Annotated in this window: 13 protein-coding genes; 4 read left to right on the top strand and 9 right to left on the bottom strand. The window is 54.6% G+C overall.

The genetic code is table 11. The annotated features are described in order from the left end of the window. Positions 1–6 precede the first annotated feature (6 nt). Positions 7–2,094 (top strand): 4-alpha-glucanotransferase, encoded by a 2,088-nt coding sequence (gene malQ / locus AC07NP_RS04630; protein ID WP_494659718.1) that lies wholly within the window; start codon positions 7–9, stop codon positions 2,092–2,094. A 208-nt stretch (positions 2,095–2,302) separates the two neighbouring features. Here malQ and gntT read toward each other — a convergent pair whose 3' ends face one another. The 3 genes from gntT to gntX form a co-directional block, all read right to left on the bottom strand. After that, the gene (gene gntT / locus AC07NP_RS04635; RefSeq protein WP_203359719.1) at positions 2,303–3,619 is read right to left on the bottom strand and encodes a gluconate transporter; all 1,317 of its coding nucleotides are present in this window, start codon (positions 3,617–3,619) and stop codon (positions 2,303–2,305) included. A 312-nt stretch (positions 3,620–3,931) separates the two neighbouring features. Next, positions 3,932–4,507 (bottom strand): Fe-S biogenesis protein NfuA, encoded by a 576-nt coding sequence (nfuA, locus tag AC07NP_RS04640; RefSeq protein ID WP_192614270.1) that lies wholly within the window; start codon positions 4,505–4,507, stop codon positions 3,932–3,934. A 58-nt stretch (positions 4,508–4,565) separates the two neighbouring features. Then, positions 4,566–5,249 (bottom strand): DNA utilization protein GntX, encoded by a 684-nt coding sequence (gene gntX / locus AC07NP_RS04645; protein WP_494659719.1) that lies wholly within the window; start codon positions 5,247–5,249, stop codon positions 4,566–4,568. A 37-nt stretch (positions 5,250–5,286) separates the two neighbouring features. Here gntX and bioH point away from each other — a divergent pair, with 37 nt between their 5' ends. Continuing rightward, on the top strand, positions 5,287–6,057 hold the full coding sequence (bioH, locus tag AC07NP_RS04650; protein ID WP_494659720.1) for a pimeloyl-ACP methyl ester esterase BioH: 771 nt from the start codon (positions 5,287–5,289) through the stop codon (positions 6,055–6,057). A 51-nt stretch (positions 6,058–6,108) separates the two neighbouring features. Here the strand turns inward: bioH and feoC are convergent, their stop codons facing one another. The 5 genes from feoC to greB all read right to left on the bottom strand — a co-directional run bounded on the left by feoC (position 6,109) and on the right by greB (position 12,315). Next, positions 6,109–6,345, bottom strand: a complete 237-nt coding sequence (gene feoC, locus AC07NP_RS04655; RefSeq protein ID WP_494659721.1) for a [Fe-S]-dependent transcriptional repressor FeoC — start codon at positions 6,343–6,345, stop codon at positions 6,109–6,111. An 11-nt stretch (positions 6,346–6,356) separates the two neighbouring features. After that, positions 6,357–8,675 (bottom strand): Fe(2+) transporter permease subunit FeoB, encoded by a 2,319-nt coding sequence (gene feoB / locus AC07NP_RS04660; protein WP_494659722.1) that lies wholly within the window; start codon positions 8,673–8,675, stop codon positions 6,357–6,359. Positions 8,676–8,693: 18 nt separating this feature from the next. Then, complete coding sequence (gene feoA / locus AC07NP_RS04665; RefSeq protein ID WP_162380549.1) at positions 8,694–8,921, bottom strand: ferrous iron transporter A; 228 nt, start codon at positions 8,919–8,921, stop codon at positions 8,694–8,696. A 489-nt stretch (positions 8,922–9,410) separates the two neighbouring features. Then, on the bottom strand, positions 9,411–11,744 hold the full coding sequence (locus AC07NP_RS04670) for a Tex family protein (protein WP_494659723.1): 2,334 nt from the start codon (positions 11,742–11,744) through the stop codon (positions 9,411–9,413). 97 nt (positions 11,745–11,841) lie between these two features. Then, positions 11,842–12,315, bottom strand: a complete 474-nt coding sequence (gene greB, locus AC07NP_RS04675) for a transcription elongation factor GreB (protein WP_192610720.1) — start codon at positions 12,313–12,315, stop codon at positions 11,842–11,844. Between the two features lie 227 nt (positions 12,316–12,542). On the opposite strand from greB, the gene ompR reads away from it, so the two are divergent. After that, positions 12,543–13,262: an osmolarity response regulator transcription factor OmpR gene (gene ompR, locus AC07NP_RS04680; RefSeq protein ID WP_001157751.1), complete on the top strand. Its 720-nt coding sequence runs from the start codon at positions 12,543–12,545 to the stop codon at positions 13,260–13,262. Continuing rightward, positions 13,259–14,611, top strand: a complete 1,353-nt coding sequence (envZ, locus tag AC07NP_RS04685; RefSeq protein WP_276293634.1) for a two-component system sensor histidine kinase EnvZ — start codon at positions 13,259–13,261, stop codon at positions 14,609–14,611. Before ompR ends, envZ begins: the two co-directional genes overlap by 4 nt. A gap of 68 nt (positions 14,612–14,679) precedes the next feature. Here the strand turns inward: envZ and nadS are convergent, their stop codons facing one another. After that, positions 14,680–14,976, bottom strand: coding sequence for a NadS family protein (gene nadS, locus AC07NP_RS04690; protein ID WP_490469430.1), 297 nt, complete (start codon positions 14,974–14,976; stop codon positions 14,680–14,682).

Here is a 14,976-nt window from a genome sequence, read left to right on the forward strand (position 1 = left end):
AACGCGATGGAAAGCAAACGTCTGGATAATGCCGCGTTAGCGGCGGGGATCAGCCCCAATTATATCAATGCCCACGGTAAACCGCAGTCGATTGGCGCCGAAACCAAACGGCGTTTGCTTGACGCCATGCATCGCACCACCGCCGCCACGAAGGTGGCGGTGACACCCGTGCCAAATGTGATGGTGTATACCGCAGGCAAAAAGATGCCGCTGGCGGTCGAAGGGAGTGGGGAGTTTACCTGGATACTGACCACCGAAGAGGGGGCGCAGCACAAAGGGCACGCTACGGGCGGCAAAGCATTTCATCTTCCGGCAAAGCTGCCGGAGGGCTATCACACGCTGACATTAACCCAGGGCGAACAGCGTTCGCACTGCCGGATCATTGTGGCGCCGAAGCGCTGCTACGAACCGCAGGCGCTGCTGACGGGCCAAAAGCTGTGGGGTGCATGTGTACAGCTCTACACCCTGCGTTCAGAGCTTAACTGGGGGATTGGCGATTTTGGCGATCTCAAGGCCATGCTGGTAGACGTGGCGAAACGCGGTGGTTCCTTCATTGGATTGAATCCCATTCATGCGCTCTATCCTGCGAATCCCGAGAGCGCCAGTCCGTACAGCCCTTCTTCACGCCGCTGGCTGAATGTTATTTACATTGATGTGAACGCAGTAGAAGACTTCCGCCAGAGCGAAGAGGCGCAGGCATGGTGGCAGAAGCCCGCTACGCAGAAAGCGCTGAAACAGGCGCGGGACGCCGAATGGGTGGATTACACAACTGTGACGGCGCTGAAAATGACGGCGCTGCGTATGGCATGGCGTGGTTTCGCCGTTCGTGATGACGAGCAGATGGCTGAGTTTCGTCACTTTGTCGAACAGGAAGGCGAAAGCCTGTACTGGCAGGCCGCGTTCGACGCGCTGCATGCTTATCAGGTGAAAGAGGACGCATTGCGCTGGGGCTGGCCGGTGTGGCCGAAGGCATATCAGTCGGTGGATTCTCCACAGGTCAAACAGTTCTGCGAACAGCATCAGGATGAGGTGGATTTCTATCTCTGGCTACAGTGGCTGGCGTATACCCAATTCGCCGCCTGTTGGCAAACCAGTCAGGGATTCGACATGCCGATCGGTCTGTATCGTGATCTGGCTGTGGGCGTCGCGGAAGGCGGTGCGGAAACCTGGTGTGACCGGGAGCTGTATTGCCTGAAAGCCTCTGTCGGCGCGCCGCCGGATATCCTCGGCCCGCTCGGTCAGAACTGGGGATTGCCGCCAATGGATCCCCACATTATCACCGCGCGTGCCTATGAGCCGTTTATCGAGCTACTGCGCGCCAATATGCAAAACTGCGGCGCGCTGCGTATCGACCATGTGATGTCGATGCTGCGTTTGTGGTGGATCCCCTACGGTGAAACGGCGGATCATGGCGCTTATGTCCATTATCCGGTGGACGATCTGCTCTCCATTCTGGCGCTGGAAAGTCAACGTAATCACTGTATGGTGATTGGCGAAGATTTGGGTACCGTGCCGGTGGAGATCGTCAGCAAACTGCGTAATAGCGGCGTCTATTCTTACAAAGTCCTCTATTTTGAAAATGACCATGAGAAGACCTTCCGTGCACCGAAAGCGTACCCGGAACAATCAATGGCTGTCGCGACGACGCATGACCTTCCTACGCTGCGTGGCTATTGGGACAGCGGCGATCTGACGCTCGGCAAAACGCTGGGGCTTTACCCGGATGAGGCGGTTCTGCGTGAGTTGTATCAGGATCGCGAGCAGGCGAAACAAGGTCTGCTGGATGCGTTGCACAAGTATGGCTGTTTGCCAAAACGCGCAGGGCATAAGGCATCGCTGATGTCGATGACGTCGACGCTTAATCGCGGCCTTCAGCGTTATATTGCAGACAGTAATAGCGCTTTACTGGGGTTGCAGCCGGAAGACTGGCTGGACATGGCTGAGCCGGTCAACATTCCGGGCACCAGCGAACAGTACAAGAACTGGCGGCGTAAACTGGCTATCCCTCTTGAACAGATGTTTGCCGATGATGAGGTGAACAAGTTGATTAAGGATTTGGATAAGCGGCGAAAAGCGGCAACGAAGAAGAAGTAAAAACCAAAACGCCGGGACAAGCCCCGGCGTTTTCTTATCTGTAGCGCGGGCCGATCGACATCGTTGTAGGCCGGATAAGGCAAAGCCGCCATCCGGCAATGTTCCGTATCACGTCTGATGGTGCTTCGTTTATCAGGCCGACACGGTGAACGCTAAGCATAAAAAAAGCCGGGGAAATCCCCGGCTTTTTAGTCTGGAACGTGCGGTGTTAAACCACCATACCCAGCAGCAGACACCCGACCAGGCCGCAGACAGAGATAATGGTTTCCAGCATGGACCATGATTTGATGGTCTCGCCGATGGTCAGGTTGAAATACTCTTTGAACAGCCAGAAGCCCGGATCGTTCACGTGGGAGAAAATCACGCTACCAGAACCTACGGCAATAACCATCAGCTCAGGGCTGACGCCAGTGGTGGCAATCAGCGGTGCCACGATACCACCCGCAGTAATGGCGGCAACTGTTGCTGAACCCAGCGCGATACGCAGGACGGCAGCGATAGACCACGCCATCAGAATCGGGGAGATGTTGGTTTCGTGCATCATGGAAGCGATGTACTTATCAACGCCGCTATCAACCAGAACCTGTTTGAACGCACCGCCACCGCCGATGATCAACAGCATCATGGCAATGATTTTGATGGAAGAGGACAGGGTCTCGTTAATCTGATCCATAGAGCGACCACGGTTCAGACCGAAGGTGAACATCGCAATCAGGACCGCAATCAGCGTCGCCATTACCGGGTCGCCGAGGAATTCTGCGACAGCCAGGAAAGGGTGACCTTTCGGCAGGCTCATCTCTGCAACGGCGCGGAACGCCATCAGGATCACTGGCACCAGGGAAGTCCAGACGCTGACGCCGAAGCCAGGCATCTCTTCTTCAGTAAAGGTTTTGGCGCTGTACAGACCTTCCGGAATTGGTTTGTCGATACCTTTCAGGCAGCGAGCAAAAACAGGACCGGCCAGAATAACGGTTGGGATTGCCAGAATGGTACCGAACAGCAGGGTTTTACCCATATCTGCATGGAAAATGGTCGCAATCGCAGTTGGGCCCGGGTGCGGCGGCAGGAAGCCGTGGGTCACGGAAAGCGCGGCCGCCATCGGTACACCGACAAACAGCAGCGGGATATTGGCAGCAGCAGCGATGGTGAACACCAGCGGCAGCATCAGCACGAAGCCCACTTCGTAGAACAGGGCAAAACCCACGGTGAAGCCGGTTAACACGACAGCCCACTGGATGTGTTTTTTACCAAATTTGGCAATCAACGTGGTGGCGATACGCTGCGCGCCGCCACAATCTGCCAGCATTTTGCCCAACATGGCGCCGAAACCCATAATCAGGGCGAGGCTGCCCAGGGTTCCACCAACACCAGCCTTGATGGAGCTAATCACTTTAACCAACGGCATGCCTTGCATCAGACCGACTGCAAGCGCTACCAGGACGAGAGCGATAAATCCGTTCATTTTGAAGCGGATCATCAGAAGAAGTAACAAGATGACACCGATAGCAACGATGACTAATGGCATGATTTACCTGGCCTTTACTTTGTTATGGGTAACGTCAGTGTTTAGATGACAAAATCCGGTTTTCCCAACGGGGAACAGAACCGTAGCGGCACCAGTACTGAGTGCCTTCGAAACTCTTTAGTTTAGTCGGCTGTTATGGGGTGGTTAGGTGCCCATACGAATGATACGGGTAACATGTATGGGTTGAGAATCACCCAGGCAGGCAAAATTTGAATTATGAGACGCAGGTCATGTTATGAGGTCGGATCTTTCAGGAAGGAGAAGGCAAATACAGGCCCGGTGAGCATGGTGTCACCGGGCAAAGGCAGGCTCTTAGTAGTAAGAGTGCTCACCGCGCTGGTGTTCGGTCAGATCGCGAACGCCTTTCAGTTCAGGGAACTCGTTCAGCAGCTGTTTTTCGATGCCTTCTTTCAGGGTGACATCGACCATAGAACAGCCGTTACAGCCGCCGCCAAACTGCAGAATGGCGTAGCCTTCGTCGGTTATCTCCATCAGCGTCACGCGGCCGCCGTGGCCCGCCAGCTGTGGGTTGATCTGCGACTGGATTGCGTATTCCACGCGCTCCATCAGCGGCGCATCATCAGCGACTTTACGCATTTTCGCGTTTGGCGCTTTCAGCGTCAGCTGAGAACCTAACTGGTCGGTCACAAAATCAATTTCGGCATCTTCCAGATACGGCGCGCTCAGCTCATCGACATAGGCGGTGAGCAAGTCAAATTTGATGGGCGTGTCGGTTGCTTCCACGGCGTCCGGCGGACAATAAGAAACGCCACACTCAGCGTTAGGCGTACCGGGATTGATCACAAATACGCGGATTTGTGTCCCTTCTTCCTGATTTGCCAGCAGTTTGGCAAAGTGCGCTTGTGCAGCCTCGGAAATATGGATCATAGTAATGGCCTAATAGTTGACTATTTTAGTTGGTTATAATACGCCCATCATCGAGGCTCTACAAGGTTCGACACAGGCACCATACCTGGACAGTCGCTGCGCCGTTGCGTAAAAGCAGTTGCGCGATCTCCGCGACGGTACTTCCGGTAGTGACGACATCATCCACAATAACCATATGGAGTCCCCGCACCGGCAATTCAAGGCGAAATGCGTTTTTCAGGTTACGTTTGCGTAATCTGGCGCTGAGATGGTGCTGGGTGGCCGTCGCCCGGACCCGCGTCACGGACTGACTATCCCAGGCGCATCCCAGCCAACGCGCCAGCGGGCGGCATAAGAGATCGCTTTGGTTAAATCCCCTGCGCCAGTGGCGGCGCTGCCAAAGCGGTACGCTGACTATCCGGTCAGGTAACCGGAGACCAGTGGCGCGGCGAGCCAGTAATACCTCTTGCAATAGCAGTCGCGAAAGGGCGAGGGCGATTTCACAGCGGCGGGAAAATTTAAGCTGGTGGATGAGCGAACTCAGCGGCGGGGTATAGTCGCTAACGGTGACCAGTCGTTGCCAGGGGGGCGATTTTTGCAGACAACGTCCGCAGGGGAGAGTGGCATGTGTGGCCGGTAAACCGCACTGCGGACACAGGCAAACGCGGCAGCGTACCGACTGCGCGCATACCGAACAAATTCCCCAATGACCGAGCGCCAGCGGCATTCGGCATAGCCAGCATAAACCCGGTACTGTTAGCATATGCGCATCCTTGTTGGCTAAAAGAGAACAGTAACTGATGAATGACATCTGGTGGCAGACCGAAGGTCAGGGAAATTGTCATCTTGTGCTGCTGCACGGATGGGGATTGAACGCAGAAGTCTGGCATTGCATAAGCGCGGAACTGGCTTCGCATTTCACCCTGCATCTCGTTGACTTACCGGGTTTTGGCCGGAGTCAGGGATTTGGCGCAATGACGCTCGAGGCGATGGCGGAATGCGTACTGAAACAGGCGCCGGATAAAGCCGTTTGGCTCGGTTGGAGTCTGGGCGGGCTGGTCGCCAGTCAGGTGGCGCTAACGCATCCTGAACGCGTTCAGGCGTTGGTCACCGTGGCCTCATCACCACGCTTTAGCGCCCATGAAGAGTGGCCGGGCATCAAACCGGAAATTTTAGCCGGTTTTCAACAGCAACTGAGTGAAGACTTCCAGCGTACGGTGGAACGTTTTCTGGCGCTGCAAACGCTGGGAACGGAGACGGCGCGTCAGGATGCGCGGGCATTGAAAAAAGCCGTACTGGCGCTGCCGATGCCGGAGGTCGAAGTGCTGAACGGCGGTCTGGAAATCCTCAAAACTGCCGATCTCCGTGAGCCACTAAAAGCACTGACCATGCCGTTTTTGCGTCTGTACGGTTATCTGGATGGTCTGGTGCCGCGTAAAGTGGTGCCGATGCTGGATGCGTTATGGCCGGAAAGTGAGTCTGAAGTTTTTGCGAAAGCGGCACATGCGCCGTTTATCTCGCATCCTGATGCGTTTTGTCAGGTGCTAATCGCCGTGAAGGATAAGCTGTAACAGCGGCGTGCCGCCCGGCGATGTGATTTTCGCCGGGCCGTGTGCGGTGAACTACCGTAACGTCCACCACTCGCGCAGGCACGCTTTCCCCTCCGGGCAGCTCTTACAACTTCCGGAGAGACACCCGTCGGTGTCCTCCTGAATGCGCACGGCTTTACCCATGTTCTCTAGCTGACTCAGCATCGCATCAATCATAGGCTGCGGAGTATGAAGTGTGTGGCTAATTTGTTTAGCCTCCATCCGTCCCCGCAGCGCCAGTAAATCACGAACCTGAATAAGTGAAGCCATTATTTGCAGCCTTAGTGGCAGTCGCCCGTTGAGCTGGCGCAGCAGGAACTTGCCGTTTTACGCGTGGCCAGCAATTCGATATCCACGCGGCTACGGGCGCGACGCAGCAGACCCAGAACCACAATGTTGAACAGGATGACGGCCAGAATGCAGACCAGACTGTAGGTCGGGTGCTGGCTGTAGCTGGCCACCTGATAAAACAACGTCGACAGTGAGTAGGCGATGTTCAGACCCCACAGAATGGAGAAGCCCATCCAGCCGCGACTGGATTCACGAGAAATAGCGCCCATCACCGAGATGCACGGTACATACAGCAGGACGAAAATCAGATAGCTGTAGGCTGCCGCCGCGCTACCGAATTTGGCACCCATCACGCCCATTGCGCCTGTCGCCATTTCGCCGTCGCCTTTGCTGGCTTCAATCGGGTTCGCCAGTACGCTGAGGCTGAAGGTATCTTTCAGGCTCTGCCAGGTTTCGTCTACCGCGCCCATCAACTCGTCACCGAGGTTGAACTCTGCGGGGTTGAACTCCTCTTCCTGGATGTTTTCTGCGGTATAGAGCGTGTTGAGCGTACCGACCACGACCTCTTTCGCCATTGCACCGGTAAACAGCCCTACCGTTGCCTGCCAGTTATCTTCATGAACGCCAATCGGTTTAAAGATGGGGGTGATCACGCGGCTCACGGAGGCGAGGGCAGAGTCGTTGATGTTGTCGACGATTTTCCCGCTCAGGGAGAAGCTGTTAAAGGCACTGAGGAAAATACTGACGATGATGATCACTTTACCGGCGCGCAGGACGAAGCCTTTCAGGCGCTGCCAGGTTTGAATGACCAGACTCTTAATGTGCGGAACATGATAGACCGGCAGTTCCATAACAAACGGAGAGGCTTCGCCACGCATGATGGTGTGTTTGAGCATCAGACCGGTCAACACCGCCATCACAATACCGAGCACGTAAAGTGAGAAGACCGCCAGCGCACCATTCTGCCCAAAGAAGGCAGCAGCAAACACCGCAAAAATCGCCAGGCGTGCGCCGCAGGACATAAACGGCGCCATCATGATGGTCATCAGACGTTCACGTGGTGCATCCAGAGTACGCGCGCCCATCACCGAGGGGACGTTGCAACCAAAGCCCACAATCAGCGGCACGAATGACTTACCCGGCAGCCCCAGTGCTTGCATCAACCGGTCCATCACAAACGCTGCGCGCGCCATGTAACCGGAGTCTTCAAGGAAGGAGAGGAACAAGTACATCATCCCGATCTGCGGCACCAGCGGCAGAACGGTGTTGATCCCACCGCCAAGGCCCTGGGCCAGGAAAATAGTTAACCACTCCGGGAAGTGAAGGGTGTAGCCAATCCACTGGATACCATGCACAAACAGTGCGACCGAGCCGACGTCAAACAGCGGCTGTAAAGCACCACCGATGTTAATGGCAAGCAGGAACATCAGGTACATGACGAACAGGAAAATCGGCAGACCGAGGAAGCGGTTAAGGATGATTTTATCCACTGCCGTGGTGAAACGGCTGGGTTCGGCGGTCAGCGTATTGCTCACCACGTCGCAGATGGCGGCGATACACTGGTAACGCGCGTCGGCGATGTGCAGCGCCGGATCATCCATCGTCTCGCTTAAGCGCGCTATTGAGGCGTCAAGACGTTGCGCGGCGTCACCGGCATACGCGCGGCTATAGATATCGCCTTCCAACATTTGCAGACCAAGCCAGCGGCGCTGTTGCAACGGCATATCCGTAGACATCGCGTCAGCCAGCGAATGGGCTTCACGTAAAAGCGGCTGGGCATAATGCACCAGCTCAACGCTGTCATTTGCCTGATGGCGGTCGATGGCTAATTTCAGCGCTTCAATCCCACGACCCCGTGTGGAAACCAGCGGGACCACAGGACAGCCAAGGCGTGCGGACAGGGCATCAATATCAATACGGATCTGCTGTTTTTCAGCAATATCCAGCATGTTGAGCGCCACAATGCAGGGAATGCCTAATTCAAGCAGTTGTAACGTCAGGTAGAGGTTGCGCTCGAGGTTAGAGGCATCGACCACGTTGATCAGCAGGTCTGCGTCGCCGCTCAGAATGTAATGGCAGGCAATTTGCTCATCAAGCGAGGTTTGCGACGAAATGGTGGTTAGCGAATAGGTGCCGGGTAAATCGACCAGCGTGACCTGATTATCGGTCGTGGCGAACTGACCCTCTTTACGTTCGACGGTAACGCCAGCCCAGTTGCCCACACGCTGACGCGCACCGGTGAGCTGGTTAAATAAGGTTGTCTTGCCGGAATTTGGATTGCCAATTAAACCAATGGTTAATTTTTTCATTTTTATAGACTCACTGTATTAACAGGAAACCGCTTCCACTTCTAATAAGGCCAGATCTTTTTTACGCAATACCAGGCTAACACGACGCGTTTCGATATGAATGGGGTCGCCTAAGGGCGCAACGCGCACCACATTAAAAGAAGAGCCGGGCAGCATGCCGAGGGAAAGCAGTTTCTGACGGTACGCCGGACTGATTTCACGGGCAAAACCGGTAATTTTCCACGCAGTGTCTGGAGTGAATTGCATAGGGACCTACTTTGTTTCTCGCTAACTGGATGTTTACCTCATGCGGTGCGCCAGAGCGGAGGGCATGAGACCAGATGATTAGCCAACGAAGGAAAGATTAAATAATCAACAGTACAATGATAATGAGAATAGTTTCTATCATCAATACTTAAAATGTGACCGAATGTGGTTTTGTATAATAAATTGAACCAATCTTGATATGGCTCAACATTTATTCCCCTTACGGACAGGTAATACTCTTCGGCAATAATTACCCATTCTTAATGTTTAATTAACGTTTTATATGTTAACAGTGTGATAATTAATGGTGTCATCCTCACCTGATGAAATTAATTAACAGATTCATTCTGCAGACGTTAATTGTTAAACCGTAAATGGATTTGCTTGTCGGGAAGAAAGGGGGAAAAGCTTGGGGATCCAAAAAAAACGGAAGGCTGCTTCTGGCACGAGAGCCGTGCCAGAAGCAGGAAGACGCAAACAAAACCGGCGTTAGCGTTTTTTACCCATCGCTGCGGCCAGTGCGTCCATCATGGCGCTGTTACCGGCAGGTTGAGCGTCGCGACCGCGTGGTTTTGCCGCTTTTGCCGCCGGGCGATTGCCCTGGGCACGTTCGTTACTGCCGCTACTGCGACGGGCGTTCGTTTCACCGGGCTGTTCGTCCAGACGCATGGTCAGGGCAATACGCTTACGTTGCAGATCCACTTCCAGCACCTTCACTTTAACGATGTCGCCCGCTTTCACCACGGTATGAGGATCTTCGACGAACTTGTTCGACAGGGAAGAGATATGCACCAGACCGTCCTGATGGACGCCGATATCCACAAATGCGCCAAAGTTGGTCACGTTGGTGACTGCGCCTTCCAGGATCATGCCAGGCAGCAGATCGTTCATGGTCTCCACACCATCGGCAAACTGAGCGGTTTTAAACTCCGGACGCGGGTCGCGACCCGGTTTTTCCAGCTCTTTGATGATATCGGTGACGGTCGGCACCCCGAAGCGTTCGTCAGTAAAGTCAGACGCTTTCAGGTTACGCAACTCGCTGCTGTTGCCCATCAGGTCGCGCAAGGACTGTTCGGTGGCCGCCAGAATGCGTTCGACGATAGGGTACGCTTCCGGGTGAACCGTGGACGCATCCAGTGGGTTATCGCCATGGTTGATACGCAGGAAGCCCGCGCACTGTTCAAAGGCTTTTGGCCCCAGACGGCTTACCTTCAGCAACTGTTGGCGGTTCTGGAACTGGCCGTTCTCATCACGCCAGCTCACGATATTCTGCGCCATCATCCGGGTCAGACCTGCCACGCGGGTTAACAGCGGCACGGAAGCCGTGTTCAGATCGACGCCAACGGCGTTTACGCAGTCTTCGACCACGGCGTCCAGTTTACGGGCGAGCTGAGTCTGGCTGACGTCATGCTGGTACTGGCCCACACCAATGGATTTCGGATCGATTTTTACCAGTTCGGCCAGCGGATCTTGCAGACGTCGGGCGATAGAAACCGCACCGCGCAGCGAAACGTCGAGGTCCGGGAACTCCAGTGCCGCCAGTTCGGAAGCTGAGTAAACGGATGCGCCGGCTTCGCTGACGATCACCTTCTGCGCGGTCACTTTCGGGAACTGTTTCTGTACGTCGAGGAAGAAACGCTCCGTTTCGCGCGATGCGGTACCGTTGCCGATGGCGACCAGCTCAACGTTGTATTTTTCGCACAGCGCGGCAACCGCGACGGCGGCTTTGGCTGCCTGACCGGTATGCGGATAAATGGTGTCGGTGGCGACCAGTTTACCGGTACCGTCAACAACGGCGACCTTCACGCCGGTACGCAGACCCGGATCGAGACCCATGGTGGCGCGCAGACCGGCTGGCGCTGCCATCAGCAGATCGTGCAGGTTACGGGCGAAGACGTTAATTGCTTCATCCTCTGCGCGCTCGCGCACGGTTCCCATCAATTCGGTTTCGAGGTGCATCAGCACTTTAATACGCCATGTCCAGCTCACTACGCCTTTACGCCAGCTGTCCGCCGGGGCGTTGTTCAGGCGCAGGCCGAGGTGGTCCTGGATAATCTGTTCGCCGTGGCTCTCTTTCGGCGGCTCATCGAACTGCGGATCGGCATTCAGCGAGAGCTGTAATATGCCTTCGTTACGACCGCGGAACATCGCCAGTGCGCGGTGAGACGGAACGGAGGAGATCGGTTCGTGATGGTCGAAGTAGTCGCGGAATTTCGCGCCTTCTTCCTCTTTGCCTGCCACCACGGTCGCCACGATGTGGGCGTTTTTCCACAGATAATCACGTACTTTCGCCAGCAGGGCGGCGTCTTCGGCAAAACGCTCCATCAGGATGTAGCGCGCTCCGTCGAGTGCCGCTTTGGTGTCAGCCACGCCTTTTTCGGCGTCGATGTATTTGGCGGCTTCTGCTTCCGGGTCGTTGGACGGGTCGGTCCACAGCAGATCGGCCAGCGGCTCAAGGCCTGCTTCGATAGCTATTTGTCCACGGGTACGGCGCTTCGGTTTATAAGGCAGGTAGAGGTCTTCGAGTTCGGTCTTACTTAACGTACCGTTGATGGCATTTGCCAGCTCATCGGTCAGTTTGCCTTGCTCGGAAATAGATTTGAGGATCGACTGACGTCTGTCTTCCAGTTCGCGTAAATACCCCAGACGCGTTTCCAGGTTACGCAGTTGCGTATCATCCAGACCGCCGGTGATTTCCTTACGATAACGTGCGATAAACGGCACGGTGTTCCCTTCGTCAAGCAGGCGAACGGCAGCTTCTACCTGTTCGGCGCGTGCCTGAATTTCGCCCGCAATAATGCGGCAGAAAGAATCATTCATCATGGATTGGCTTCATCTACTGAGTAAAAATCAGGGAATAGTTATACGGACAGACTGGCAAAAATGCCAGTCATCCACAGGGGCTTCGGATTGTTCCTGCTCATTTTACGTATTCGATCGTATTAACGTACCAGCTCGCTTCTCCCGCAGGCGTGTTCACCACGGCGAGATCGCCCACCTCTTTTTTCAACAACGCGCGTGCCATCGGCGAGTCGATAGAGATGTAATCCTTACGGCCGAAAATTTCATCATAACCGACGATACGAAAGCGACGGGTATCACCGTCGTCGTTTTCGATTTCCACCCACGCGCCGAAGAACACTTTGCCTTCCTGCTGCGGGGAGTAGTCGACAATTTTGAGATTTTCCATGCATTTGGTGAGATAACGGACGCGGCGGTCGATCTCACGCAGTCGCTTTTTATTATACTGGTAGTCGGCATTCTCGCTGCGGTCGCCAAGACTTGCGGCCCAGGTCACTTTTTTGGTGACTTCAGGGCGCTCTTCACGCCAGAGATAATTTAGCTCTTGTTTGAGTTTTTCGTACCCTTCCCGGGTAATCAGGGGCGTTTTCATCTTATTGATTTACCTTCGACGCTGTGATTATGCGCACAATTAGTATTACGCGACGTAATCAACAGAATAAATAATGTGCCGCAAGTTTCATTGTATACTTAAGCTGCTGTTAAATATGCTTTGTAACAATTTAGCCTGGAATTCATACCAGAATTCACTGGTGACGAACGTGAGCTTTCTTAAGAATACACACTTACAATTGTTGCGAACCTTTGGGAGTACAAACAATGCAAGAGAATTATAAGATTCTGGTGGTAGATGACGACATGCGTTTGCGCGCGCTTCTGGAGCGTTATCTGACCGAGCAGGGCTTCCAGGTTCGAAGCGTCGCCAACGCTGAGCAGATGGATCGTCTGCTAACCCGCGAATCCTTCCATCTCATGGTACTGGATTTAATGTTGCCAGGTGAAGATGGCCTGTCAATTTGCCGTCGTCTGCGTAGCCAGAGCAACCCGATGCCGATCATCATGGTGACCGCCAAAGGTGAGGAAGTTGACCGCATTGTGGGGCTGGAAATCGGTGCTGACGACTATATTCCTAAACCGTTTAACCCGCGTGAACTGCTGGCGCGTATTCGCGCAGTGCTGCGTCGTCAGGCGAACGAGTTGCCTGGCGCCCCTTCTCAGGAAGAAGCGGTCATTGCTTTCGGTAAGTTCAAACTGAATCTGGGCACCCGCGAAATGTTCCGCGAAGATGAGCCGATGCCGCTGACCAGCGGTGAGTTTGCGGTTCTTAAGGCGCTGGTGAGCCACCCGCGTGAGCCGCTGTCGCGCGACAAACTGATGAACCTGGCGCGTGGTCGTGAATACTCCGCAATGGAACGTTCCATCGATGTGCAGATTTCGCGTTTGCGTCGCATGGTGGAAGAAGATCCGGCGCACCCACGTTATATTCAGACCGTTTGGGGTCTGGGCTATGTCTTTGTGCCGGACGGTTCTAAAGCATGAGGCGAATGCGCTTCTCGCCACGAAGTTCATTTGCCCGCACGTTGCTACTCATCGTCACTTTGCTGTTTGTCAGCCTGGTGACGACCTATCTGGTGGTGCTGAACTTTGCGATTCTGCCGAGCCTCCAGCAGTTTAATAAGGTCCTGGCCTACGAAGTTCGTATGCTGATGACGGATAAACTGCAACTGGAGGACGGCACGCAGCTCGTTGTGCCTCCCGCGTTCCGCCGGGAAATTTACCGTGAGCTGGGCATTTCTCTTTACTCCAACGAAGCCGCCGAAGAGGCTGGCCTTCGTTGGGCGCAACACTATGAATTCTTAAGCCATCAGATGGCGCAGCAGTTGGGTGGCCCCACGGAAGTACGCGTCGAGGTCAACAAAAGCTCGCCCGTCGTTTGGCTAAAAACCTGGCTATCGCCCAACATTTGGGTGCGTGTGCCGCTGACTGAAATCCATCAGGGCGATTTCTCCCCACTGTTTCGCTATACGCTGGCGATAATGCTCATGGCGATAGGTGGCGCATGGCTGTTTATTCGTATCCAGAACCGACCGCTGGTGGATCTCGAACATGCGGCGTTGCAGGTCGGGAAGGGCATTATTCCACCGCCGCTGCGTGAGTATGGCGCGTCGGAGGTGCGCTCCGTGACCCGAGCCTTTAACCATATGGCGGCGGGCGTGAAGCAACTGGCCGATGACCGCACGTTGCTGATGGCGGGGGTGAGTCACGATCTGCGTACACCGCTGACGCGTATTCGTCTGGCCACTGAGATGATGGGCGAAGAGGACGGTTACCTCGCGGAGTCCATCAACAAAGATATCGAAGAGTGCAACGCCATTATCGAGCAGTTTATCGACTACCTGCGTACCGGGCAGGAAATGCCGATGGAGATGGCCGATCTTAATGCCGTGCTGGGCGAAGTCATTGCCGCGGAAAGCGGTTACGAGCGCGAAATCGACACTGGGTTACAGCCAGGCACTATTCTGGTGAAGATGCATCCGCTGTCGATTAAGCGTGCGGTCGCCAATATGGTGGTCAACGCGGCACGCTATGGTAATGGCTGGATTAAAGTCAGTAGCGGGACGGAACCTCATCGCGCCTGGTTCCAGGTTGAGGATGACGGTCCGGGGATTAAGCCGGAGCAGCGCAAACACCTGTTCCAGCCGTTTGTACGCGGCGATAGCGCCCGCAGCACCAGCGGTACCGGGTTGGGTCTGGCGATTGTGCAGCGTATCGTTGATAACCATAACGGCATGCTGGAGATTGGCACCAGTGAGCGGGGCGGACTCTCTATTCGCGCCTGGCTGCCGGTTCCGATGGCTCGCATTCCGGCGTCAATCAAGGATGTGTAGAACTGACGTGTAAAAAAGGGAGGCTAAATGCCTCCCTTTGTTTATTGCTGAACATTAAATCTCATGTTTTAAATCATCTTTAATTGATTGATGATAAAAGGATTAGCCTGGAGCAGAAGGAGTAGTTTTCTCGGGGCCCCGGTAGGTTGACGTCGTTTTGTTTCCCAGCTTTTAACCAGGTCATAACTCACGCCAACGGCGACGGCAAAATCTTGCTGACGTAATCCGGTTGCTTCACGGATGGCTTTGACATCAATCTCACTAAAGGTATGCACACATTCCGGTTTGGGGGTTTCTTCGCCCTTTTCGATACGTACCATTTCTTCTGCACTGGCCAGCAGATCGGCAAATAATTCGTCTTTCAT

Source organism: Citrobacter sp. GW821-FHT07H02, assembly GCF_059418505.1.

Excerpts from the sequence above, each read along its gene's own strand:
- malQ (WP_494659718.1), top strand. The coding sequence starts at position 7 with ATGGAAAGCAAACGTCTGGATAATGCCGCGTTAGCGGCGGGGATCAGC.
- gntT (WP_203359719.1), bottom strand. The coding sequence starts at position 3,619 with ATGCCATTAGTCATCGTTGCTATCGGTGTCATCTTGTTACTTCTTCTG.
- nfuA (WP_192614270.1), bottom strand. The coding sequence starts at position 4,507 with ATGATCCATATTTCCGAGGCTGCACAAGCGCACTTTGCCAAACTGCTG.
- gntX (WP_494659719.1), bottom strand. The coding sequence starts at position 5,249 with ATGCTAACAGTACCGGGTTTATGCTGGCTATGCCGAATGCCGCTGGCG.
- bioH (WP_494659720.1), top strand. The coding sequence starts at position 5,287 with ATGAATGACATCTGGTGGCAGACCGAAGGTCAGGGAAATTGTCATCTT.
- feoC (WP_494659721.1), bottom strand. The coding sequence starts at position 6,345 with ATGGCTTCACTTATTCAGGTTCGTGATTTACTGGCGCTGCGGGGACGG.
- feoB (WP_494659722.1), bottom strand. The coding sequence starts at position 8,675 with ATGAAAAAATTAACCATTGGTTTAATTGGCAATCCAAATTCCGGCAAG.
- feoA (WP_162380549.1), bottom strand. The coding sequence starts at position 8,921 with ATGCAATTCACTCCAGACACTGCGTGGAAAATTACCGGTTTTGCCCGT.
- AC07NP_RS04670 (WP_494659723.1), bottom strand. The coding sequence starts at position 11,744 with ATGATGAATGATTCTTTCTGCCGCATTATTGCGGGCGAAATTCAGGCA.
- greB (WP_192610720.1), bottom strand. The coding sequence starts at position 12,315 with ATGAAAACGCCCCTGATTACCCGGGAAGGGTACGAAAAACTCAAACAA.
- ompR (WP_001157751.1), top strand. The coding sequence starts at position 12,543 with ATGCAAGAGAATTATAAGATTCTGGTGGTAGATGACGACATGCGTTTG.
- envZ (WP_276293634.1), top strand. The coding sequence starts at position 13,259 with ATGAGGCGAATGCGCTTCTCGCCACGAAGTTCATTTGCCCGCACGTTG.
- nadS (WP_490469430.1), bottom strand. The coding sequence starts at position 14,976 with ATGAAAGACGAATTATTTGCCGATCTGCTGGCCAGTGCAGAAGAAATG.